The sequence below is a fragment of the Streptomyces sp. NPDC001492 genome, from assembly GCF_053597275.1.
Map to the genome: position 1 here is coordinate 18,669 of NZ_JBSFHW010000033.1, position 21,524 is coordinate 40,192.

Consider the following 21,524-nt stretch of genomic DNA (forward strand, 5'->3'; position numbering starts at 1 on the left):
CTGCTCGCTTCGTCGGTCGTCTGAGGGATGCGCCGGCTCGGCTACTCGGTCGGCGCCCAGTAGTCCAGCAGCGTGGCGACGCCCGGCTCCAGGCTCTTCCAGGGCCCCTCGAAGGAGAGGACGGCGAAGGCGGCGGCCGGGAAACCGCGGCGGTTCAACCGCTCGCCGGCGTCGCCCTCGGAGGAGCCGGCCAGGATCTCGGCGAGGCCCTGCACACCGGGGTTGTGGCCGATGAGTACGGCGTTCTGCACGTCGTCGGGGGTCTCGTTGAGCAGCGCGATCAGCTCGCCGGGTGAGGCCTCGTAGATCCGCTCCTCGTAGACGGTTTTCGGCCGGTGCGGGAATTCATGGACGGCCAGCTTCCAGGTCTCACGGGTCCGGATCGCGGTGGAGCACAGGGCCAGATCGAAGGGGATACCGGTGTCGGCCAGCTTGCGTCCGGCGACTGCGGCGTCCGTGCGGCCCCGCTCAGCGAGGGGGCGCTCGTGGTCGGTCACCTGTGGCCAGTCGGCTTTCGCATGCCGGAAGAGGACGATCCTGCGGGGTTCTGCGACGCTCATGGAACCCAGCTTCGCATGAAACAGGCCATGGGGCGCAGGGAGTTGACTGGCGGCCGAACCGGTGCTCAGCGGGCTATGAGCTGCTGTGCCCGCTCGAAGAGGTGGGTGATCGCCGGGTCACCCGCCGCCGCCTGCGCGTCCGACGGGTTCAGCATCAGAGCCAGCAGCACGATGAAGGCGAGCGTGGGCAGGACGAGGGCCCACCAGGGCAGCCTGATGTCGACGCCGGCCGTGGTCGCCGGGTGGGGCCGGGTGTGCGACTGGGCCGACATGGGTGCCTCCGCTGGTCTTCGGGTCTTGGGTGATCCGCCGCTCGCGGTCACACCTCGAAGTTACGGAATCCGAGGCCCTCAACCCATCCGGAGATCCACCCAGTTGACCCTGACACTCACCCCCTAGGGGATGGGGGGGCTAGCCCCACCATCGGGCCGCCCGGCGGACGGTCATGGCGAGGCGATCGTCGCGATGACGGCGATGATCACGAAGATGGCGAGGAACGAGCCGAAGACGAGCAGCATCTTCTTCTGGCCGTTCTGGGGGTTCGGGTCGAGCACTGGCATACGGCCAGTCTCGCACCCGGCGCCGGCCGCGGTCGGGCCGGGGTCAGCGGGCCGCCTCGTCCTCCACCGTGCGGTTGCGTCCCGCCAGGACGCCGACGACCATCTGCGGGACCATCAGGGCGGCCATCAGCGCGATGGGCAGCCCCCAGCCGCCACTGTGCTGGTAGAGCACGCCCACCAGCAGCGGGCCCGGGATGGAGATCAGATAGCCGGTGCTCTGCGCGAACGCAGACAGCTGGGCTACGCCCGCGCCGGTCCTGGCCCGCATGCCGACCATGGTGAGGGCCAGCGGGAAGGCGCAGTTGGACACGCCGAGCAGCAGCGCCCAGGCCCAGGCGCCGGCGGCCGGTGCGAGGTACAGACCGGCGTAACCGGCGAGGCCGCAGGCGCCCAGCGCGATCACGATCGGCCCCTGGTGGGGCAGCCGGGCGGCGACGCGCGGGATGACGAAGGCCAGAGGCACGCCCATCACCATGGTGACGGCGAGCAGCAGCCCCGCCGTGCCCGCGGGCACGCCCGCGTCCCGGAAGATCTGCGCCATCCAGCCCATCGTGATGTACGCGGCGGTGGCCTGCAGCCCGAAGAACACGGCGAGCGCCCAAGCGGTACGGCTCCGGGTGATCCGCAGCGCGGGCGCCTCCACGCGCGCGTGCTCCTGCCGCCCGGCCGGCTGCTCGGCGGGCGCCGCATCCCGCTGCCGTACGAACGGGATCCACGGCAGGACGGCAGCCGCCGCGAGGGCCGCCCACACGGTGAGTCCCGACTGCCAACTGCCGCCCAGCGCCTCGGTCATGGGCACCGTCACCGCGGCCGCGGCGGCGGTGCCCAGGGCCAGCGCCATCGAGTACAGGCCGGTCATGGAGCCGACCCGGTCCGGGAACCAGCGCTTGACGATGACCGGCATCAGGACGTTGCTGACGGCGATGCCCATGAGGGCGAGCGCGCTGGCGGCCAGGAAGCCTGCCGTGCCGCCCGCGTACGGCCGTATGAAGAGGCCCGCGGTGATGGCGGTCATGCCCGCGCACACCACCGCGCCCGGTCCGAAGCGGCGGGCGAGGCGGGGGGCCGTGACGCCGAAGACGGCGAAGCAGAGCGGGGGCACGGAGGTGAGCAGACCGGCCACGCTGCCGCTCATGCCGAGCCCGTCGCGGACCTCTTCGAGGAGCGCGCCCAGGCTGGTGATGGCGGGGCGGAGGTTGAGGGCCGACAGGACGATGCCGAGCACGAGCAGTCTCGTCGTCCACGCGCGCGTGGCGGGTCGTCGGGGCTCGTCCGCGGCCGGACTGGACACGGTCGTGAACGTCGTCGTCCGGGTTTCCTCACTTGCCATGCCGTCCATCATAGAATCATTGGATGATTGGTTGTCCATCCCCGGGTCGGACGGACCCGCCCGCCGCGTGCGAAGGTGTGCCATGGCCCTGAGTCACCCCCGCCGTTCCGCGCTGTCCGAGCAGGTCATCGCCGCGCTGCGGCACGAGATCACCTCGGGCGAGTGGCCGGTCGGCTCCCGCATCCCGACGGAGCCCGAGCTGGTCGAGCAACTCGGGGTGGCCCGGAACACGGTCCGCGAGGCCGTCCGCGCCCTCGCGCACAACGGCCTGCTGGACATCCGTCAGGGCTCGGGCACCTATGTCGTGGCAACGAGCGAGCTGGCGGGCGTGATGCACCGCCGCTTCGCCGACGCGGACCCGCGGCACATCGCCGAGCTGCGCTCCACGCTGGAGTCGGCAGCCGCCAGGCTGGCCGCCGGGCGGCGCACGGAGAAGGAGCTCAAGCAGCTGGACGCGCTGCTGGTGCGGCGCGAGGAGGCCTGGGGGTCGGGCGACACGGAGACCTTCGTGACGGCGGACGCGACCTTCCACATGGCGGTGGTGGCGGCCTCGCACAACGACGTGATGACCGCGATGTACGCGGACCTCGGCGAGGTGCTGCGGGACTGGCTGCGCGAGGACGTCGGCCAGGAGCTCACCCCGGAGACGTACATGGAGCACACGCGCCTGGTCGACGCGATCCGCGCGGGCGACGCCGAGGCGGCCGGTGCGGAGGCGGCGAGCTATCCGTTCCTGTGCCGTCCCGGGCGGTTCACCGCCGCTGGTGACTGATCCATACCGAGCCGACTTCCTTCCAGCACCGGCCGGTGAGGCGTACGGTCATCGCCGGCTCTGTGTCGACCGGAGTGCCGTCGGTGTCGAGGTCCCACCAGCGGGCGCACTCGACGTGCAGGCTGACGCCGTCGGTCTGCGGATAGGGGTTGTGGCAGTACGCGGTCACGCGGGAGCCGGTGATCCTGGTGCGGCACTCCGCGCCGAAGAGCTGCGGCGCCGGCGGCTTCCCGGGCTTCACGCGCGCGTGGGGCATCGCCTCGTACGGCAGGGACATCACGAGAGCGACGGCGACGGTCACTGAGGCCAGGTTGCGGACGATGCGCACAAGGGGGACCTCCTCGGCCGCGCTGGGGAGGGAATCACGTGCTGAACACGTACTCCAGGGTGCGCAGTCCAGGGCCGGCCCGCCCGGTCACATAGCCCGAACGGGTGATATCTCGGCGAGGGCGGGCACGCGCTGAGGGCCCGCACCCGGCGGGGTGCGGGCCCTCAGTGTCGGCCTTGGCTCAGCGGCAGCGTCAGGCGCCGATGGCGTGCAGACCGCCGTCCACGTGGACGATCTCGCCCGTGGTCTTCGGGAACCAGTCGCTCAGCAGCGCGACGATGCCCTTGCCGGCCGGCTCCGGGTCCTTGAGGTCCCACTCCAGCGGGGAGCGGCTGTCCCACACGGAGGCCAGGTCGCTGAAGCCCGGGATGGACTTGGCGGCCATGGAGCCGATCGGGCCCGCGGAGATCAGGTTGCAGCGGATGTTCTGCTTGCCCAGGTCACGCGCGAGATAGCGGCTGGTGGCCTCCAGGGCGGCCTTCGCCGGGCCCATCCAGTCGTACTGCGGCCAGGCGTACTGCGCGTCGAAGGTGAGGCCGACGACCGAGCCGCCGTTCTGCATCAGCGGCAGACAGGCCATGGTCAGCGACTTCAGGGAGTACGCCGAGACGTGCATGGCGGTGGCCACGGACTCGAACGGCGTGTTGAGGAAGTTGCCGCCGAGCGCGTCCTGCGGCGCGAAGCCGATGGAGTGCACGACGCCGTCGAGACCGCCGAGCTCCTCGCCGACCAGGTCGGCCAGGCGGCCCAGGTGCTCGTCGTTGGTGACGTCGAGCTCGATGACCTTGGTGGGCTTGGGGAGCTTCTTGGCGATGCGCTCGGTCAGCGTGGGCCGCGGGAACGCGGTCAGGATGATCTCGGCGCCCTGCTCCTGGGCCAGCTTGGCGGCGTGGAAGGCGATGGAGGACTCCATCAGCACACCGGTGATCAGGACGCGCTTGCCCTCGAGAATTCCGCTCATGGTGATCAGTGACCCATTCCCAGTCCGCCGTCAACAGGGATGACGGCTCCAGTGATGTACGAGGCGTCGTCCGAGGCGAGGAACCGCACCGTCGCGGCCACCTCCTCCGGCTGCGCGTAACGGCCGAGCGGCACCTGCTTGACGATGCCCTCGCGCTGCTCGTCGGTGAGCACCTTGGTCATGTCGGTGTCGACGAAGCCGGGCGCGACGACGTTGAAGGTGATGTTGCGCGAGCCCAGCTCACGGGCGAGGGAGCGCGCGAAGCCGACCAGGCCGGCCTTGGAGGCGGCGTAGTTGGCCTGGCCGGGTCCGCCGTAGAGGCCGACGACCGAGGAGATCAGGACGACGCGGCCCTTCTTGGCGCGCAGCATGCCGCGGTTGGCGCGCTTGACCACGCGGAAGGTGCCGGTGAGGTTGGTGTCGAGGACGGACGTGAAGTCCTCCTCGGACATGCGCATCAGGAGCTGGTCCTTGGTGATGCCGGCGTTGGCGATGAGCACCTCGACCGGGCCGTGCTCGGCCTCGATCTCCTTGTAGGCCTGCTCCACCTGCTCGGTGTCGGTGATGTCGCACTTCACCGCGAGGCAGCCCAATTCCGTAAGGGCGGCCGGCGGCTCACCCGAGCGGTACGTGATCGCGACCTTGTCGCCGGCGTCGGCGAATGCGCGGGCGATGGCGAGGCCGATGCCCCGGTTGCCTCCGGTGACGAGAACCGAGCGGCTCAACGGATCACCCTTTCGATAGCGGTCTGATACCCCCCGCCCGAACACCTGGATGACAGGCGGCTTCCTCGAAAACCTATCGGTCCAGGCGCTCCCGCGGACAATCGGGCACCGACAGTGGCTTACGGGACTCACTGTCGGGTCCCTACAGAAAGTTCCCGGTACCGGCCCGAAACCTGTGGTCCGCGGCCCGGTCACGCGAAATGATCGGAGCAACCGCCGGTCCGATCACAGGTCACGACAACAAGGAGAGACCTCGGTGCCTCATACCATCGACGAAGCCTTCACGGCACTTCCCCTACGGGCCCTGGCCGACGCGGCACTCGCACGCGCGCGTGCCCTGGGTGCCGAGCACGCGGACTTCCGGTTCGAGCGGGTCCGCAGTGCGTCCTGGCGCTTCCGGGACGCCAAGCCCGCCGGTTCGTCGGACACCACCGATCTCGGGTACGCGGTGCGGGTCGTGCACGGCGGCACATGGGGCTTCGCATCGGGGGTGGACCTGAGCCTGGACGCCGCCGCCAAGGTCGCCTCTCAGGCGGTGGCGATGGCCAAGCTCTCCGCCCAGGTGATCAAGGCGGCCGGTTCGGACGAGCGGGTGGAACTGGCCGACGAACCCGTGCACGCCGAGAAGACCTGGATCTCGTCGTACGAGATCGACCCGTTCTCCGTGCCCGACGAGGAGAAGTCGGCACTGCTGGCTGACTGGAGCGCGCGGCTGCTCGCGGCGAACGGCGTCAACCACGTCGACGCCTCGCTGCTCACCGTGCACGAGAACAAGTTCTACGCGGACACGGCCGGGACCGTGACCACGCAGCAGCGCGTGCGGCTGCACCCGCAGCTGACGGCCGTGTCGGTCGACGAGTCGAGCGGCGAGTTCGACTCGATGCGGACGATCGCGCCGCCCGTCGGACGCGGCTGGGAGTACCTCACCGGCACCGGCTGGGACTGGGAGAGCGAGCTCGAGCAGATCCCTGAGCTGCTCGCCGAGAAGATGCGGGCGCCGAGCGTGGAGGCGGGCCTGTACGACCTGGTCGTCGACCCCTCCAACCTGTGGCTGACCATCCACGAGTCCATCGGCCACGCCACCGAGCTGGACCGCGCCCTCGGCTACGAGGCCGCCTACGCCGGCACCTCCTTCGCCACCTTCGACCAGCTCGGCAAGCTGAAGTACGGCTCCGAGCTGATGAACGTCACCGGCGACCGCACCGCCGAGCACGGCCTCGCGACCGTCGGGTACGACGACGAGGGCGTCGAGGGCCAGTCCTGGGACCTGGTGAAGGACGGCACGCTCGTCGGCTACCAGCTGGACCGGCGGATCGCGAAGCTGACCGGGTTCGAGCGGTCCAACGGGTGCGCGTTCGCCGACTCCCCCGGGCACGTGCCGGTGCAGCGCATGGCCAATGTGTCGCTGCGGCCGGATCCGGCCGGGATGGCGACGGAAGACCTGATCGGCGGAGTGGACCGGGGCATCTACGTCGTCGGCGACCGTTCATGGTCGATCGACATGCAGAGGTACAACTTCCAGTTCACGGGTCAGCGGTTCTTCAAGATCGAGAACGGTCGGATCACCGGGCAGCTGCGAGACGTGGCCTACCAGGCGACGACCACCGACTTCTGGGGCTCGATGGCCGCGGTGGGCGGCCCGCAGACATATGTCCTCGGAGGTGCCTTCAACTGCGGCAAGGCCCAGCCGGGCCAGGTCGCCGCCGTCTCGCACGGCTGCCCCTCCGCGCTCTTCAAGGGCGTCAACATCCTCAACACCACGCAGGAGGCCGGTCGATGAGCGCCCGCAGCAACAAGCCACACGAGATCGTCGAGCGGGCGCTGGAGCTGTCCACCGCCGACGGCTGTGTCGTCATCGCCGACGAGCACTCGACCGCCAACCTCCGCTGGGCGGGCAACGCGCTCACCACGAACGGTGTGACCCGGGGACGTACCCTCACGGTCGTCGCGACCGTCGACGGCAAGGAGGGCACCGCCTCGGGTGTCGTCTCCCGCTCGGCCGTGACCACGGACGAGCTGGAGCCGCTGGTGCGGGCCGCCGAGGCCGCCGCGCGGGGCGCCGGACCGGCGGAGGACGCACAGCCGCTGGTCACGGGTGTCGCACCGTCGCCGGACTTCGTCGACGCGCCCGCCGAGACCTCCTCGACCGTGTTCGCCGACTTCGCGCCGGCGCTCGGTGAGGCGTTCGCACGCGCGCGTGCGGGCGGCCGCGAGCTGTACGGCTTCGCCAACCACGAGCTGACGTCGAGCTATGTGGGTACGTCCACCGGCCTGCGCCTGCGGCACGACCAGCCCAACGGGACACTGGAGCTGAACGCCAAGTCGCCCGACCGTACGCGCTCCGCATGGGCGGGCCGCTCCACGCGCGACTTCAAGGACGTCGACCCGGCGGCGCTGGACGCGGAGCTCGCCGTACGCCTCGGGTGGGCCGAGCGGAGGATCGAGCTGCCCGCCGGGCGGTACGAGACGCTGCTGCCGCCGACCGCCGTCGCGGACCTGCTGATCTACCAGATGTGGTCGGCGTCCGGACGGGACGCGGTCGAGGGCCGCACCGTGTTCTCCAAGCCGGGCGGCGGCACACGCGTGGGCGACCGGCTCAGCGAGCTGCCGCTGACCCTGCGCAGCGACCCGAACGAGCCGGGCCTGGAGTCGGCGCCCTTCGTGATCGCGCACTCCTCCGGCGGCGACCAGTCGGTGTTCGACAACGGTCTGCCGCTCACGGCCACCGACTGGGTACGGCAGGGCGAGCTGGCCCATCTGACGACGACCCGGCACAGCGCGGGCCTGACCGGGCTGCCGGTGGCCCCCGCGATCGACAACCTCGTCCTGACCGGCGGGGACGACCGCTCCCTGGAGGAGATGGTCGCGAACACCGAGCGGGGGCTGCTGCTGACCTGCCTCTGGTACATCCGCGAGGTCGACCCGGCCACGCTGCTGCTCACCGGCCTGACCAGGGACGGCGTCTACCTCGTCGAGAACGGCGAGGTGAGCGGCGAGGTCAACAACTTCCGCTTCAACGAGTCGCCGGTGGACCTGCTCGGGCGGGCCACGGAGGCCGGGCGCACGGAAAAGACGCTGCCGAGGGAGTGGAGCGACTGGTTCACTAGGGCTGCGATGCCTGCGCTGCGGGTGCCCGACTTCAATATGAGCTCTGTCAGTCAGGGCGTATAACCTCGTAGCCGGTGGTCGCCCGACCGCCCGAAGATCATCAAGGAGATACGAGAACCGTGACGGACATCGTCGACGAGCTGAAGTGGCGCGGGCTCATCGCCCTCTCCACTGACGAGGACGCATTGCGCAAGGCGTTCGCGGACGGTCCCGTCACGTTCTATTGCGGCTTCGACCCGACCGCGCCCAGCCTGCACCTCGGCAACCTGGTGCAGATCCTGACGATGCGCCGGATCCAGGACGCGGGCAACCGTCCGCTGGGCCTGGTCGGGGGTGCCACCGGCCTGATCGGTGACCCGAAGCCGAACTCCGAGCGCACGCTCAACGCCCCCGAGATCGTCGCCCAGTGGGTCGAGCGGCTGCGCGCGCAGATCGCCCCGCTGCTCGACTTCGAGGGACCGAACGCCGCGGTCATGGTCAACAACCTGGACTGGACCCAGGGCCTGTCGGCCATCGAGTTCCTGCGGGACGTCGGCAAGCACTTCCGCGTGAACAAGATGATCGCGAAGGAGGCCGTGGCCCGGCGCCTGGAGTCCCAGGAGGGCATCAGCTACACCGAGTTCAGCTACCAGATCCTGCAGGGCATGGACTTCCTGGAGCTGTACCGCCGCTACGGCTGCACGCTGCAGACCGGTGGCAGCGACCAGTGGGGCAACCTCACCTCGGGCACCGACCTGATCCACAAGGTCGAGCCCGAGGCCGTGGTGCACGCGCTGGGCACACCGCTGATCACCAAGGCCGACGGCACGAAGTTCGGCAAGACGGAGTCCGGCACGGTCTGGCTCGACCCCGAGATGACCACGCCGTACGCCTTCTACCAGTTCTGGCTGAACGCGGACGACCGGGACGTCTCCAAGTTCCTGCGCATCTTCAGTTTCAGGTCCCGCGAGGAGATCGAGGAGCTGGAGAAGCAGACCGAGGAGCGTCCGCAGGCCCGTGCCGCGCAGCGTGCCCTGGCGGAGGAGCTGACGACGCTGGTGCACGGCGCCGGCCAGACGGCCGCGGTGATCGCCGCGTCCCGTGCCCTCTTCGGGCAGGGTGAGCTGGCGGAGCTGGACGACGCGACGCTGACGGCCGCGCTGTCCGAGGTGCCGCACATCCAGGTCGCCGAGCTCGGACCGGTCGTGGACCTGTTCGCCGAGGTCGGCCTGGTGGCCAGCAAGTCGGCTGCGCGGCGGACGGTGAAGGAGGGCGGGGCCTACGTGAACAACGTGAAGGTCGCCTCCGAGGACGCCGTTCCCGCCAAGGAGGATCTGCTGCACGGGCGGTGGCTTGTGCTGCGGCGGGGCAAGAAGAATCTTGCCGCCGTCGAGGTTGCCGCGGCGTAGTCGCCACAGGGGTGCGGGTGTTCTGCGGGCTGCTGGTTCGTTGTGGTTGATCGCGCCCACGCGGCAAAGCCGCATATGGACGCAGCCCCGCACCCCTCAAAGGGCGCTCAAGCTCACGCCCGCTGTTTGTGCTTGCCCAGTGTTGCCATGTATGCCATGTCGACCAGGAAGACGATGATGACGGCGGCCACCAGCTGGAAGGCGTGACGGCTCCAGTCGATGCCTCGGGTTGATTCGACGCCGAAGCCGCGTGCGATGGCGTTGCCTGCGATCGCGCCGAGCATGCCGCAGATGGTGGTCAGCCAGAGGGGGCTGTGCTGTTTGCCGGGGATGACCGCCTTGGCGATCAGGCCCAGTACGAATCCCACGATGATGGCCCACAACCAGCCCATGGCTGCCTCCTCGTACGGCTCGATATGAGCCTTGCGCCCAGTGTCGGCCCATGCGCGGTACTGCGCATGCCGGGTGGGGCTGTACGCGCTACGGCTGAGGCCGTCCGGCCGACCAGGAGGTGCCCCGGTCTCGTAGGCGGCGCAGACGCGGCGTAACGTTGGAGGTGTCCGGGCGCCGTCTCCCTGCCGGGGGCGGATCGGGCACGGGGACGGGGACGGTCCGATGCGGGCGGATGGTGGAATGTGATGCGGAAGCAGCATGGCAGCGGCAAGAGCCAGGTGTTCCGGATCACCGGGGCTCGGGCGAGCCTCGACGAGGACGTGCGCGGTCGGCAGCGTCGGTACGTCATCTCGATGTCGATCCGTACGGTGTCGGTGATCCTCGCGGCCTCACTCTGGAACGTCGAACGGCACGTCGCAATCGTGGCGTTGGTCCTCGGACTGGTCCTCCCCTACATCGCTGTGGTGATCGCGAACGCGGGCCGGGAGAACGCGCCGTCGCTTCCGTCGACGTTCGTGGGTGTCCCGATGCGTCCGATGATTGCGCCGCCGCGGACGAACGACGGTTTCGCGGAACCGGTCCCGGAAGATGTCGCGGCCGAGCCCGCACCGGGCGCACGAAGCGAGCGTCACGACCGGGCGTGATCATGGTGCGAGGGTCGAAAACGGAAGGCGGCTCCGCACCAAGCTCAAGAAAAGCTCAGATCAATCATGTTGTTCCAGTGCCGGGCGACGGGTTACCCGTGACATACTTCGTAGGCGCTCCGCATCCCCCGTCGGAGCGACAGACCGACGCCGGGCAGCTCCCCCCGTGGCTGCTCGGCGTCGCCTTGTTCGGCGGCTTTTTCCGCGCCTTGTTCAGCCCGGTTGTGAGACGAACCTGTGAGTGACGAGAACCCGATCTGCTCCGCCAAGGGCTGCCGTGCCGATGCCATGTGGGTGCTCGCATGGAACAACCCGAAGATCCACACGCCGGAGCGGCGCAAGACATGGCTGGCCTGCGAGGAGCATCGGGAACATCTCTCCCAGTTCCTCGGTGTGCGGGGTTTCCTCAAGGACGTGGTCCTGCTGAAGGAATGGGAGTCCTCGCAGGACGCCTAGGTTCTCCTCGGACCCTAGCCGCCGATCGCCGACATCGGGCGGTCCGGCTGGATGAACGACGGGTCGTCCAGGCCCGCTCCCGCCTTCTTGCCCCACATGGCCAGTCGCCAGATGCGAGCGATCTCCTCGTCCGGCGCGTCGGAGCGCAGGGCTGCGCGCAGGTCGGTCTCCTCCTGTGCGAACAGGCAGGTGCGTATCTGGCCGTCGGCGGTGAGGCGGGTGCGGTCGCAGGCCGAGCAGAACGGGCGGGTGACGGACGCGATGACGCCGACGCGGTGCGGGCCGCCGTCCACGATCCAGCGCTCGGCGGGGGCCGAGCCGCGCTCGTCCGTGCCCTCCGGAGTCAGCTCGAAGCGGGTGCGCAGCGAGGCCAGGATGTCGCCTGCGGTGACCATGCCCTCGCGCTTCCAGCCGTGCTGGGCGTCCAGGGGCATCTGCTCGATGAAGCGCAGTTCGTAGTCGTGCTCCACCGCCCAGGCCAGCAGGTCCGGGGCCTCGTCCTCGTTGAGTCCCGGCATCAGGACGGTGTTGACCTTGACCGGGGTCAGGCCTGCGTCGCGGGCGGCCTGAAGGCCCTCGATGACGTCCTTGTGGCGGTCCCGGCGGGTGAGGGTCTTGAAGGTGTCGGGGCGCAGGGTGTCGAGGGACACGTTCACCCGGTCCAGGCCCGCCTCCTTCAGGGCAGTCGCCGTGCGCCTGAGTCCGATGCCGTTCGTCGTCAGGGACATCTGGGGGCGGGGGTGCAGCGCGGCGACCCGCTCGACGATGCCGACCAGGCCGGGGCGCAGCAGCGGCTCGCCGCCGGTGAAGCGGACCTCCTTGATGCCCAGGGAGCTGACGGCGATGTCGATCAGACGGACGATCTCGTCGTCCGTGAGCAGGTCGGGCTTGGCCAGCCACTGCAGTCCCTCTTCGGGCATGCAGTAGGTACATCGCAGATTGCACCGGTCGGTCAGCGAGACCCTCAGGTCGGTGGCCACTCGGCCGTAGGTGTCGATGAGCACGTGGGCCCCCTCCCTCGTAGCTGATCAGATACGGATCAGTGCCGGTCCATCATTTCCGTCACTTGTGAGCCTACGTGACGTCACTGACAACAACAGCGGCCCGATCCCACGAGGTACGGCGCGGCCGCGTCGTAGGGACCTACGACGCGGCCGGGTCAGGGACCGTTTCCAGCTGTCGTCAGTGGGCGCCGGTGCCGGTCAGGGACCGGACCTCCAGTTCCGCGTACTTGCCCTTGTCGGGCTCCTCCTTGGACAGGTAGGTGCCGATGACGCCGAGGAGGAAGCCGACCGGGATCGAGATGATGCCCGGGTTCTCCAGGGGGAACCAGTGGAAGTCGGCGTCGGGGAACATGGACGTCTCCTTGCCGGAGACCACGGGCGAGAACAGCACCAGGCCGACCGCCGTGATCAGGCCGCCGTAGATCGACCACAGCGCTCCCTGGGTGGTGAACCGCTTCCAGAAGAGGCTGTAGAGGATGGTCGGCAGGTTGGCGGAGGCGGCGACCGCGAAGGCGAGGGCGACGAGGCCGGCCACGTTCAGGTCGCGGGCCAGGGCGCCGAGGCAGATCGAGACGGCACCGATCGCGACCGTCGCCCAGCGGGCCGCGCGCAGCTCCTGCTTCTCGGTGGCCTCGCCCTTCTTGATGACGTTCGCATAGATGTCGTGCGCGAACGACGAGGAGGAGGCGAGGGTCAGGCCCGCGACGACCGCGAGGATCGTGGCGAAGGCGACCGCCGAGATGGAGGCGAGCAGGATGGCGCCCCAGTTGGAGTCCACACCGCCCAGGTGCAGGGCCAGGAGTGGTGCCGCCGTGTTGCCCGCCTTGTTGGAGGCGATGATCTCGTCCGGTTTGATGAGCGCGGCGGCGCCGAAGCCCAGCGCGAGCGTCATCAGGTAGAAGGCGCCGATGAGGCCGATCGCCCAGTTCACGGACTTACGGGCGGCCTTGGCGGTGGGCACCGTGTAGAAGCGGATCAGGATGTGCGGAAGACCCGCGGTGCCCAGGACCAGGGCGATGCCCAGGGAGATGAAGTCCAGCTTGGACGTCGAGGTGAGGCCGTACTTCAGTCCGGGTTCCAGGAAGGCCGACCCCTTGCCGCTGTTGTCGGCGGCCTTGCCGAGCAGGTCGGAGATGTTGAAGTTGAACTTCAGCAGCACCAGGAAAGTCAGCAGCAGGGCGCCCGCGATGAGCAGCACGGCCTTGACCATCTGGACCCAGGTGGTGCCCTTCATGCCGCCGATGGTGACGTACACGATCATCAGGAGGCCGACGAGGGCGACGATGCCGATCTTGCCGGCGTCGCTGGTGATGCCGAGCAGCAGCGAGACCAGGACGCCCGCGCCCGCCATCTGGGCCAGCAGGTAGAAGATCGAGACGACGATGGTGGAGGTGCCGGCCGCGGTGCGGACGGGCCGCTGGCGCATCCGGTAGGCGAGGACGTCGCCCATCGTGTAGCGGCCCGAGTTGCGCAGGGGCTCGGCCACCAGGAGCAGCGCCACCAGCCAGGCGACCAGGAAGCCGATGGAGTACAGGAAGCCGTCGTAGCCGGCCAGCGAGATCGCGCCCGCGATGCCGAGGAAGGACGCGGCGGACATGTAGTCGCCGGAGACGGCGAGGCCGTTCTGGAAGGCGGTGAACTGGCGGCCGCCCGCGTAGAAGTCGGCGGCGTCCTTGGTCTGGCGGCCCGCCCAAACGGTGATGACGAGGGTCGCGGCGACGAACACCGAGAACAGGGTGATGATCAGCGGCCGGTGCTCGCTCGCCTCACCCGCGGCCAGCACGGTCTGCTGCGCGATGCTCATGCGTCGCCCTCCATACGGGACTTGATCGCCTCGGCCTTGGGGTCCAGCTTGGCGGCGGCGTGCCGCGAGTACCACCAGGCGATGAGGAACGTGGTGAGGAACTGGGCGAGGCCGAGCACCAGGGCGACGTTGATGTTGCCGAACAGCTTGGTGCCCATGAAGTCGTCCGCGTAGTTCGACAGCAGGACGTAGAGCAGATACCAGGCGATGAAGCCGACGGTGAGCGGAAAGGCGAAGGAGCGGTGGGAGCGGCGCAGTTCACCGAACTCCGCACTCTCCTGCTCCGCGACGAACTCCTCTGTGGAGGGAAGTCGGGCTTGGGTTTTCGAGGGGGGCGGTGTCTCGGTGGCCACGGAGTCTCCTCGCGTTGCGGATGCGGTTGTGACGGGGATCGGGGGCGAGTGTCCTCGTGCTCCCTGTCCAAGGTCACGGCGCCACGCGAGGGCAGGTTCAACTCGCTTGACCTGTTTCCGAACTCACCTTGGGCAACTCATTGCTGACCAGCGGCGCCGGGGGATAGCTTCGGCCTGCACCGCCCGTCATGTACCTGCCCGAGCAGCATCTGCGTCTCGGGCGGTTTCGTTTCCGGATGATGTGGAGACCCCATGGCTCATCTGCGTTCCAGACGCCGGCTCGCGCTCGCCGTACCGGTCGCGCTGTCGCTGACCGCCTCGCTCGGCTTCCTGCCGGCGGCCGCGCAGGCCGCCCCGCGCGCGGAGTCCACGGCACAGGCGGCCGACGCGGAGAACTTCGCGTATCTCGTCAACACCAAGACGGACCATCGCACGATCGAGTCGGTCAAGGAGGCGATAGCCAAGGCGGGCGGCACCGTCGACGTGGCGTACGACAAGATCGGCGTGATCGTCGTCCACTCCACGAACCCCGCCTTCGCCCAGCAGATACGCAAGGCGCCCGGCGTGCAGTCCGCGGGGGCCTCACGCACCTCGCCGGTGACCGCGGCGGGGACGACGGACGAGGGGGCGGTCCAGTACCTCTCCAAGGCCGAGGCCGCGAGGACAGCGGGCAGTGCCACGGCCGGCGAGGAGCCGCTGGAGGCCGACCAGTGGGATCTCCGGGCGATCGGCGCCGACACGGCTGCCAAGGTCGACCCGGGCAGCAAGAAGGTGACCGTCGCCGTGATCGACGTCGGCGTGGACGACACCCACCCCGACATCGCCCCGAACTTCTCCGCCTCGCAGTCCGCGAACTGTGTGAGCGGCAAGGCGGACACGACGTACGGCTCATGGCGGCCGGTGAACGCCGCCCACTACCACGGCACGCATGTGGCGGGCGAGATCGCCGCGGCCCGCAACGGCATCGGTGTCGCAGGGGTCGCGCCGGGTGTGAAGGTCGCCGGCATCACGGTGGCCCAGCCGGACGCGAGCCAGCTGTTCTTCCCCGAGAGCGTCGTGTGCGCCTTCGTGTTCGCCGCCGACCATGGCGTCGCGATCACCAACAACAGCTACTACGTCGATCCGTGGCTGTACAACTGCATGGACGACCCGGATCAACGTGCCATTGTTGATTCGGTCAACAGGGCGCAGCTGTATGCACAGCGCAAGGGCACACTCAATGTCGCCGCGGCGGGCAACTCCAACGACGACCTCGACTCGAACGCCCTCGTCGACGACTCCAGCCCCGACGACTCGACCCCGGTCACCCGGACGATCGACCCGCACAAGTGCTTCGACGTGCCGACCCAGCTGCCGGGTGTGGTCACGGTCAGCGCGACCGGTGTCACGGGCGCCAAGTCGTACTACTCCAGCTACGGCGACGGGGTCATCGACGTCGCGGCCCCGGGCGGCGACAAGTACAAGATCCCCGACACGCCGTCGAAGAACGGCCGCATCCTCTCCACGCTGCCGAACAACTCCTACGGCTTCCTTCAGGGCACCTCGATGGCCACCCCGCATGTCGCGGCCGTCGCCGCGCTGCTGAAGTCGACGCACCCCTGGGCGACTCCGGCCCAGCTGCAGGCCCTCCTCAAGGCGCAGGCCGACAACCCGGGCTGCCCGACCGGCCCGTACGACGGGGACGGCGACGGCGTCGTGGACGCCACCTGCGTGGGCGGCAAAAGGATCAACGGATTCTACGGTTTCGGTATCGTCAACGCGCTGCGCGCAGTGAAGTAGATCCAGTGCCCGCCCGGGCGGCGCGGTGACAGGAACCGCGCCGCCCCGGACCTCCCGCACGGTCCGTACCCCCGCTCGCACCGCGAACGAACTGGAGACACCGACCCATGACAGCGCCTCACCCGCGCTTCCGCCGCGCGATCGCGATCCCGCTCGGGATGGCGATGGCGACGGCCCTCGCCTTCCTGCCGAACGGCACCGCCGCGGCGGCGGACAGCGCGCCGGCGGCCACCACCGCCGCCGCCGACGCGGGCTCGCTCAGCTATGTCGTCAACCTCCGCGCCGGGCACGGGGCTTCGGCGTACGTGAAGAAGGCGATTGCCGAGGCCGGCGGCACGATCGTGACGTCGTACGACGAGATCGGTGTGATCGTCGTCCACTCGGCGAACCCCGGCTTCGCCAGGACCATCCGTACGGTGCACGGGGTGGAGTCGGCGGGCAACACCCGCAACGCTCCGCTGCCCGCCCAGTCGACGACCGACCTGGGCGCGCCGAAGGCGCTGACGGCCGAGGAGCTGACGGGCGTTCAGGCCGTCGACGGGCAGGACCCGCTGGAGCCGCTGCAGTGGGACCTCGCCGCCATCAAGGCGGACAAGGCGCACGAGACGTCGCTGGGCAGCCCGAAGGTCACGGTCGGTGTGATCGACACCGGTGTCGACGACACGCACCCCGACATCGCGCCGAACTTCAACCGGAACGCCTCGGTCAACTGTGTGTCGGGCAAGCCGGACACGACCGACGGCGCCTGGCGCCCCAGCGCCTCGGAGAGCCCGCACGGCACGCACGTGGCCGGCGAGATCGCGGCCGCGAAGAACGGTGTCGGCATGACCGGTGTCGCACCGGGCGTGAAGGTCGCCGGCATCAAGGTGGCGAACCCGCAGGGCTACTTCTACACCGAGGCCGTGGTCTGCGGCTTCGTGTGGGCGGCCGAGCACGGCGTCGACGTCACGAACAACAGCTATTACACCGATCCCTGGTACTTCAACTGCACCGACGACCCGGACCAGAAGGCGCTCGTGGACGCCGTCACCCGGGCCGCGCGGTTCGCCGAGCGGAAGGGCACGGTCAACGTCGCCGCGGCAGGCAACGAGAAGTACGACCTGGCCTCGGACTCGATCACGGACCCGTCCTCGCCGAACGACGGCACCCCCTCCGACCGGGTGGTCGACCCGTCCGAATGCCTCGACATACCGACCCAGCTGCCGGGTGTCGTGACCGTGGCGGCGACCGGCGCGAAGGGCATCAAGTCGTCGTTCTCCAACTACGGTCTCGGCATCATCGACGTGGCCGCTCCGGGTGGCGACTCGACGCGCTACCAGGCCCCGGCCCCGCCGGCCACCAGCGGCCTGATCCTGGGCACGCTGCCCGGCGGCAAGTGGGGCTACATGGCCGGTACGTCGATGGCCTCGCCGCATGTGGCAGCGGTCGCCGCATTGATCAAGTCAAGCCATCCACATGCCTCCCCCGCCCTGGTGAAGGCCCTGCTGTACGCCGAGGCCGACCGCACGGCGTGCACGGACCCGTACGACATCGACGGGGACGGCAAGGTCGACGCGGTGTGTGAGGGGCCGGGGAACTACAACGGCTTCTACGGCTGGGGCACGGCGGACGCGCTGGACGCGGTGACCAAGTAGCGGGGAAGAGGCAGGCACCGGCAGGACGGCGGCTCCCGGAGTCGCCGTCCATATATTGATTCAGTCAATGATGCATAGTGCAGTCATGACCGCAATCAAGTTCGCATGGTCTGCGCTGGGCGGCGACGCCGCCCTTCTCCCGCGGGTGTCGACCGTGGTGCGGGAGGACGCTCTCCAGGGGCGCCTTCCCGTACGGGAGCTGGCGCGGGCCTGTGTCGGTGCCTGCGCGCTGGCCGGTGCCGAGCTGGCGGCAGCGCGGAGCGGGTCGGCGGTGCCCGGGGTCCGGGTGGACGACGGCGCCGTCGCCACGGCCTTCCACAGTGAGCGGCAGCTGCTGGTCGACGGACGGGCGCCGGTCAGTTTCGCCCCGTTGTCCCGGTTCTGGCGGACGGCGGACGGATGGGTGCGGACGCACGCCAACTATCCGCACCACCGGGCGCGGCTGCTGGACGCCTTGGGCGTTCCGGAGGACGTGGCCGCCGTCGCAGCCGCGTTGGCCGAGCGGTCCGCGCTGGAGGTCGAGGAGACGGTGTACGCGGCCGGGGGGCTGGCCGTGGCCCTGCGGACCCCGGAGGAGTGGGCCGCGCACGAGCAGGCCGTGGCGGTGGCCGCGCGGCCCCTGGTGGAGCGCGCACGGCTCGACTCCGCGCACGCGCGCGTGCTCGCCCCGCTCGACGGGTCTCCCCTGCTGCCCGCGGCCGGACTGCGGGTCCTCGACCTGACCAGGGTGCTGGCCGGCCCGGTCGCCACCCGCACGCTCGCCCTGCTGGGCGCGGACGTGCTGCGCGTGGACAGCCCGCACCTGCCCGAACTGCCCGACCAGCACGCCGACACGGGCTTCGGGAAGCGGTCGACGACGCTGGACCTGGCGACGGCCGACCGGGGCACCTTCGAGGAGCTGCTCGCGGCGGCGGACGTGGTCGTCATGGGCTACCGGCCGGGCGCCCTTGACCAGTTCGGGCTGTCTCCGCACGCGCTGGCGGAACGGCGGCCCGGGGTGGTCGTGGCGCAGGTGTCGGCCTGGGGCGCCTACGGGCCGTGGGGCGAGCGGCGGGGCTTCGACAGCCTGGTGCAGGTGGCGTCGGGGATCGCCGCCCGCGAGGGCTCCCTGGAGCAGCCGGGCGCGCTGCCCGCGCAGGCGCTCGACCACGGGACGGGGTATCTGCTGGCGGCGGCGGTGCTGCGGGCGCTGACCGAGCAGTCGCGCGAGGGCGGCAGCCGGTTCGTACGGCTGGCGTTGGCGCGTACCGCCGAGTGGCTCGTGAACGGCATCGGGGCCGGCGCCGTGGGCGACGACTCGTACGAGGGGCCCGGTCCCTGGCTCGCCGAGTCGGACAGCTCCCTGGGGCGGCTGCGGTACGCGCTGCCGCCGGTGTCCTTCGCGGGCGGGCCGGCCGACTGGGCGCGGCCGCCGGTGCCCTGGGGGACGGATCCCGCGCGGTGGGTCTGAGTCACGGGAGCGTCAGAAAGCGTACCTGTGAGCAGAATGCCGTACCCCAGTTGTCTTACTCCACTTGCCCGGTTCTGCGGCGGCTGGCGAACATCGTGAGGTGACCCTGATAAAACCCACGGCCGGGGAAGCCGAGGCCGGGGAGCCCGTACGGCGCCACCGGGCCGGCCGAGCCGTCGCCGTACTCGTCCTGGTGGCCCTTGCCGCGCTGATACCGCTGCTGGGTCCCTCCGTCGCGCTGCACGGCACGGGGGAGGCCGCCGCACCAGGTGTCAGCGGGATCGCGCTGCTGCGGGCGGTGTTGTTCGCCGCGTTGTGCGTGCCGGTGGGCGAGTTGTTCGTGAAGCGTCTGGCCCGTTCGCTGCCCGACGCTCCGCACACCGCGCCCCGCAGCTGGGCACCGTACGCGGCCGCCGCCGGTTTCGTCGCCGCACTGGGTCTCGCCTCGGTCGTGTCCACCGGCAACCTGGTGCCGCACAGCCTGGCCGACATCAACGTCGGCGGGCTCTACGACTCGCGGGACGGCAGGCTCGCGCTGGTCGAGGTCAACGCCTTTCTCGCGGCCGGTCTCTGCGCCCTCTCGCGCCGCCCCGCCGCCCAGGTGCTGCCACTGGCGGCGATCATCACCGCGGAAGCCCTGCGCGCGCACCCCACGACCGAACACAGCCCGCTGCTCGGGTCGGCGCTGACGGTCGTGCACCTGACGTGCGCGACACTGTGGTCGGGCGGTCTGCTGCACACACTGCGGACGCTGCGCCGGTGGGGGCCCTCCGAGACGGGCGCGGCCCTGCTGGGGCTCTACGCGCGTGTGGCGGCCGTTCTGCTCGCCGCCATCACCGCGACCGGGGTGTGGAGTTCGCTGCGCCGCATGCCGTCGCACACCATCCTGGACCAGCTGACGACGACGGCGTACGGGCGCACCCTGCTCGCCAAGGTGATCCTCGTGGCCACCGTCGCCCTGCTCGCCCTGTGGGCCCGGATCCGGCTGCGGCGCGCCGCCGACCCGCTGACCGCCTGCTCCCCCGCACGCCTGGAGGTCGCCGCCCTGGGCGTGGTGGTCCTGGTGTCGGGGCTGCTGACGGCGCTGCCGCTGCCGATCCGCTGGTCGTGACGGTCAGTCGTTGGTGACGAGCACCTTGAGGGCCGTACGCTCGTCCATGGCCTTGTAGCCGTCGGGGACGCCCTCCAGACCGACCGTCAGGTCGAAGACCGGTGAGGCGTCGACGGTGCCGTCCAGGACGTCGGGCAGGAGTTCCGGGATGTAGGCGCGGACCGGTGCGACGCCACCGCGCAGTGCGATGTTCCGGTCGAACATGACGCCGAGGTCGACACCGGTGCCGCTGCCGTGCGGCACGCCGACGAAGCCGATCGCGCCGCCGTCGCGGGTGATGTGGACCGCCGTGCGCATGGACTGTTCCGTGCCGACGGCTTCGACGACGGCGTGTGCGCCCTGTCCGCGGGTGAGTTCGCGTACGGCCTCGACGGCGGCGTCGCCGCGTTCGGCGACGACGTCGGTGGCACCGAAGCGGCGTGCGATGTCGGTGCGGGCCTGGTGGCGGCCGAGAGTGATGATCCGCTCCGCGCCCAGCCGCCTGGCGGCGAGCACCGCGCACAGGCCGACGGCTCCGTCACCCACGACGGCGACCGTGGCTCCCGGGCGGGCGCCCGCGCCGAGGGCCGCGTGATGGCCGGTGCCGAGCACGTCCGACAGGGTCAGCAGGGCGGACAGCAGGTGGTCGTCGGAGGCCGCGTCCTTGGGGAGTTGCACAAGGGTGCCGTCGGCGAACGGCACGCGCACGGCCTCGCCCTGGCCGCCGTCGTGTCCGACGGAGCCCCAGAAGCCTCCGTGCTCGCAGGAGGTGGTGAGCCCCTCGCGGCAGTAGTCGCAGCTGCCGTCGGACCACATGAAGGGCGCGACGACGAGGTCACCTCGCCTGATGTTCGAGACCTCGCTGCCGGTCTCCTCCACGACGCCGAGGAACTCGTGCCCGATGCGCTGCCCCGGCTCCCGGGCCGCCTCGCCGCGGTACGCCCACAGGTCGCTGCCGCAGATACAGGCGCGCAGCACCCGCACCACGGCGTCGGTGGGCAGCTGCACCACGGGCTCGGGCACGTCCTCCACGCGCATGTCGTACGGGGCGTGGATGGTGGTGGCGCGCATGGCGAGGGTCCTTCTCGTGCGGTGTCATGGGTGCGCTCGGGGGGTGGTCGGGCGCACTTCACGGTACGCCGCCGCGGACGCCCGCCGCTCGCCGAGGGCGGCGCCGACCAGCGA

Annotated in this window: 22 protein-coding genes; 10 read left to right on the forward strand and 12 right to left on the reverse strand. The window is 70.3% G+C overall.

Translation table 11 applies throughout. From position 1 onward, the window contains the following. Window positions 1-41: 41 nt before the first annotated feature. From ACWC1K_RS33850 to ACWC1K_RS33865, 4 genes are all read right to left on the reverse strand, one after another. The gene (locus tag ACWC1K_RS33850) at window positions 42-560 is read right to left on the reverse strand and encodes a SixA phosphatase family protein (protein WP_450836754.1); all 519 of its coding nucleotides are present in this window, start codon (window positions 558-560) and stop codon (window positions 42-44) included. 65 nt (window positions 561-625) lie between these two features. Further along, window positions 626-832 (reverse strand): hypothetical protein, encoded by a 207-nt coding sequence (locus ACWC1K_RS33855; RefSeq protein WP_450836755.1) that lies wholly within the window; start codon window positions 830-832, stop codon window positions 626-628. Between the two features lie 171 nt (window positions 833-1,003). Then, window positions 1,004-1,120, reverse strand: a complete 117-nt coding sequence (locus ACWC1K_RS33860) for an SGM_5486 family transporter-associated protein (RefSeq protein ID WP_097262240.1) — start codon at window positions 1,118-1,120, stop codon at window positions 1,004-1,006. Window positions 1,121-1,163: 43 nt separating this feature from the next. Then, complete coding sequence (locus tag ACWC1K_RS33865) at window positions 1,164-2,462, reverse strand: CynX/NimT family MFS transporter (protein WP_450836756.1); 1,299 nt, start codon at window positions 2,460-2,462, stop codon at window positions 1,164-1,166. 70 nt (window positions 2,463-2,532) lie between these two features. On the opposite strand from ACWC1K_RS33865, the gene ACWC1K_RS33870 reads away from it, so the two are divergent. After that, entirely contained in the window at window positions 2,533-3,222 is a 690-nt protein-coding gene (locus ACWC1K_RS33870; protein ID WP_450836757.1) for a FadR/GntR family transcriptional regulator, read from the forward strand. Here the strand turns inward: ACWC1K_RS33870 and ACWC1K_RS33875 are convergent. The 3 genes from ACWC1K_RS33875 to fabG form a co-directional block, all read right to left on the reverse strand. After that, window positions 3,203-3,550, reverse strand: a complete 348-nt coding sequence (locus tag ACWC1K_RS33875) for a hypothetical protein (protein WP_450836758.1) — start codon at window positions 3,548-3,550, stop codon at window positions 3,203-3,205. The genes ACWC1K_RS33870 and ACWC1K_RS33875 overlap by 20 nt on opposite strands. A 193-nt stretch (window positions 3,551-3,743) precedes the next feature. Continuing rightward, complete coding sequence (gene fabI / locus ACWC1K_RS33880) at window positions 3,744-4,511, reverse strand: enoyl-ACP reductase FabI (RefSeq protein WP_450836759.1); 768 nt, start codon at window positions 4,509-4,511, stop codon at window positions 3,744-3,746. 5 nt (window positions 4,512-4,516) lie between these two features. Next, window positions 4,517-5,236, reverse strand: coding sequence for a 3-oxoacyl-[acyl-carrier-protein] reductase (gene fabG, locus ACWC1K_RS33885; RefSeq protein WP_450836760.1), 720 nt, complete (start codon window positions 5,234-5,236; stop codon window positions 4,517-4,519). Window positions 5,237-5,492: 256 nt separating this feature from the next. Here fabG and ACWC1K_RS33890 point away from each other — a divergent pair, with 256 nt between their 5' ends. The 3 genes from ACWC1K_RS33890 to tyrS are packed head-to-tail and all read left to right on the forward strand — an operon-like array spanning window position 5,493 to window position 9,732. Beyond that, window positions 5,493-7,016, forward strand: coding sequence for a TldD/PmbA family protein (locus ACWC1K_RS33890; RefSeq protein WP_351481607.1), 1,524 nt, complete (start codon window positions 5,493-5,495; stop codon window positions 7,014-7,016). Beyond that, window positions 7,013-8,407, forward strand: a complete 1,395-nt coding sequence (locus ACWC1K_RS33895) for a metallopeptidase TldD-related protein (protein WP_450836761.1) — start codon at window positions 7,013-7,015, stop codon at window positions 8,405-8,407. Before ACWC1K_RS33890 ends, ACWC1K_RS33895 begins: the two co-directional genes overlap by 4 nt. A 56-nt stretch (window positions 8,408-8,463) precedes the next feature. Then, window positions 8,464-9,732: a tyrosine--tRNA ligase gene (tyrS, locus tag ACWC1K_RS33900; RefSeq protein ID WP_450836762.1), complete on the forward strand. Its 1,269-nt coding sequence runs from the start codon at window positions 8,464-8,466 to the stop codon at window positions 9,730-9,732. A 113-nt stretch (window positions 9,733-9,845) separates the two neighbouring features. Here the strand turns inward: tyrS and ACWC1K_RS33905 are convergent, their stop codons facing one another. Continuing rightward, complete coding sequence (locus tag ACWC1K_RS33905; RefSeq protein ID WP_351481612.1) at window positions 9,846-10,124, reverse strand: GlsB/YeaQ/YmgE family stress response membrane protein; 279 nt, start codon at window positions 10,122-10,124, stop codon at window positions 9,846-9,848. 246 nt (window positions 10,125-10,370) lie between these two features. Here ACWC1K_RS33905 and ACWC1K_RS33910 point away from each other — a divergent pair, with 246 nt between their 5' ends. Both ACWC1K_RS33910 and ACWC1K_RS33915 read left to right on the forward strand, forming a co-directional pair. Then, on the forward strand, window positions 10,371-10,769 hold the full coding sequence (locus tag ACWC1K_RS33910) for a DUF3099 domain-containing protein (protein WP_450836763.1): 399 nt from the start codon (window positions 10,371-10,373) through the stop codon (window positions 10,767-10,769). A gap of 237 nt (window positions 10,770-11,006) precedes the next feature. Further along, entirely contained in the window at window positions 11,007-11,225 is a 219-nt protein-coding gene (locus tag ACWC1K_RS33915; RefSeq protein WP_450836764.1) for a hypothetical protein, read from the forward strand. Window positions 11,226-11,239: 14 nt separating this feature from the next. On the opposite strand, the gene moaA is transcribed toward ACWC1K_RS33915, so the two are convergent. From moaA to ACWC1K_RS33930, 3 genes are all read right to left on the reverse strand, one after another. After that, entirely contained in the window at window positions 11,240-12,229 is a 990-nt protein-coding gene (gene moaA, locus ACWC1K_RS33920; RefSeq protein WP_450836765.1) for a GTP 3',8-cyclase MoaA, read from the reverse strand. Window positions 12,230-12,407: 178 nt separating this feature from the next. After that, the gene (locus ACWC1K_RS33925) at window positions 12,408-14,033 is read right to left on the reverse strand and encodes a solute symporter family protein (protein ID WP_450836766.1); all 1,626 of its coding nucleotides are present in this window, start codon (window positions 14,031-14,033) and stop codon (window positions 12,408-12,410) included. Beyond that, window positions 14,030-14,386: a DUF485 domain-containing protein gene (locus tag ACWC1K_RS33930; RefSeq protein ID WP_266953941.1), complete on the reverse strand. Its 357-nt coding sequence runs from the start codon at window positions 14,384-14,386 to the stop codon at window positions 14,030-14,032. Before ACWC1K_RS33930 ends, ACWC1K_RS33925 begins: the two co-directional genes overlap by 4 nt. A 252-nt stretch (window positions 14,387-14,638) precedes the next feature. Here ACWC1K_RS33930 and ACWC1K_RS33935 point away from each other — a divergent pair, with 252 nt between their 5' ends. From ACWC1K_RS33935 to ACWC1K_RS33950, 4 genes are all read left to right on the forward strand, one after another. Beyond that, window positions 14,639-16,165: a S8 family peptidase gene (locus ACWC1K_RS33935; protein ID WP_450836767.1), complete on the forward strand. Its 1,527-nt coding sequence runs from the start codon at window positions 14,639-14,641 to the stop codon at window positions 16,163-16,165. A gap of 107 nt (window positions 16,166-16,272) precedes the next feature. Then, complete coding sequence (locus ACWC1K_RS33940; protein WP_450836768.1) at window positions 16,273-17,799, forward strand: S8 family peptidase; 1,527 nt, start codon at window positions 16,273-16,275, stop codon at window positions 17,797-17,799. Window positions 17,800-17,884: 85 nt separating this feature from the next. Then, window positions 17,885-19,249 (forward strand): CoA transferase, encoded by a 1,365-nt coding sequence (locus tag ACWC1K_RS33945; RefSeq protein ID WP_450836769.1) that lies wholly within the window; start codon window positions 17,885-17,887, stop codon window positions 19,247-19,249. Between the two features lie 106 nt (window positions 19,250-19,355). Beyond that, window positions 19,356-20,360 (forward strand): CopD family protein, encoded by a 1,005-nt coding sequence (locus ACWC1K_RS33950; RefSeq protein ID WP_450836832.1) that lies wholly within the window; start codon window positions 19,356-19,358, stop codon window positions 20,358-20,360. A 3-nt stretch (window positions 20,361-20,363) separates the two neighbouring features. Here the strand turns inward: ACWC1K_RS33950 and ACWC1K_RS33955 are convergent, their stop codons facing one another. Beyond that, window positions 20,364-21,410, reverse strand: coding sequence for a zinc-dependent alcohol dehydrogenase family protein (locus ACWC1K_RS33955; RefSeq protein ID WP_450836770.1), 1,047 nt, complete (start codon window positions 21,408-21,410; stop codon window positions 20,364-20,366). Window positions 21,411-21,524: the final 114 nt, after the last annotated feature.

Excerpts from the sequence above, each read along its gene's own strand:
- ACWC1K_RS33865 (WP_450836756.1), bottom strand. The coding sequence starts at position 2,462 with ATGATGGACGGCATGGCAAGTGAGGAAACCCGGACGACGACGTTCACG.
- ACWC1K_RS33955 (WP_450836770.1), bottom strand. The coding sequence starts at position 21,410 with ATGCGCGCCACCACCATCCACGCCCCGTACGACATGCGCGTGGAGGAC.
- ACWC1K_RS33935 (WP_450836767.1), top strand. The coding sequence starts at position 14,639 with ATGGCTCATCTGCGTTCCAGACGCCGGCTCGCGCTCGCCGTACCGGTC.
- ACWC1K_RS33925 (WP_450836766.1), bottom strand. The coding sequence starts at position 14,033 with ATGAGCATCGCGCAGCAGACCGTGCTGGCCGCGGGTGAGGCGAGCGAG.
- ACWC1K_RS33870 (WP_450836757.1), top strand. The coding sequence starts at position 2,533 with ATGGCCCTGAGTCACCCCCGCCGTTCCGCGCTGTCCGAGCAGGTCATC.
- ACWC1K_RS33910 (WP_450836763.1), top strand. The coding sequence starts at position 10,371 with ATGCGGAAGCAGCATGGCAGCGGCAAGAGCCAGGTGTTCCGGATCACC.
- ACWC1K_RS33940 (WP_450836768.1), top strand. The coding sequence starts at position 16,273 with ATGACAGCGCCTCACCCGCGCTTCCGCCGCGCGATCGCGATCCCGCTC.
- ACWC1K_RS33855 (WP_450836755.1), bottom strand. The coding sequence starts at position 832 with ATGTCGGCCCAGTCGCACACCCGGCCCCACCCGGCGACCACGGCCGGC.
- ACWC1K_RS33860 (WP_097262240.1), bottom strand. The coding sequence starts at position 1,120 with ATGCCAGTGCTCGACCCGAACCCCCAGAACGGCCAGAAGAAGATGCTG.
- ACWC1K_RS33895 (WP_450836761.1), top strand. The coding sequence starts at position 7,013 with ATGAGCGCCCGCAGCAACAAGCCACACGAGATCGTCGAGCGGGCGCTG.
- fabI (WP_450836759.1), bottom strand. The coding sequence starts at position 4,511 with ATGAGCGGAATTCTCGAGGGCAAGCGCGTCCTGATCACCGGTGTGCTG.
- ACWC1K_RS33945 (WP_450836769.1), top strand. The coding sequence starts at position 17,885 with ATGACCGCAATCAAGTTCGCATGGTCTGCGCTGGGCGGCGACGCCGCC.
- ACWC1K_RS33850 (WP_450836754.1), bottom strand. The coding sequence starts at position 560 with ATGAGCGTCGCAGAACCCCGCAGGATCGTCCTCTTCCGGCATGCGAAA.
- ACWC1K_RS33905 (WP_351481612.1), bottom strand. The coding sequence starts at position 10,124 with ATGGGCTGGTTGTGGGCCATCATCGTGGGATTCGTACTGGGCCTGATC.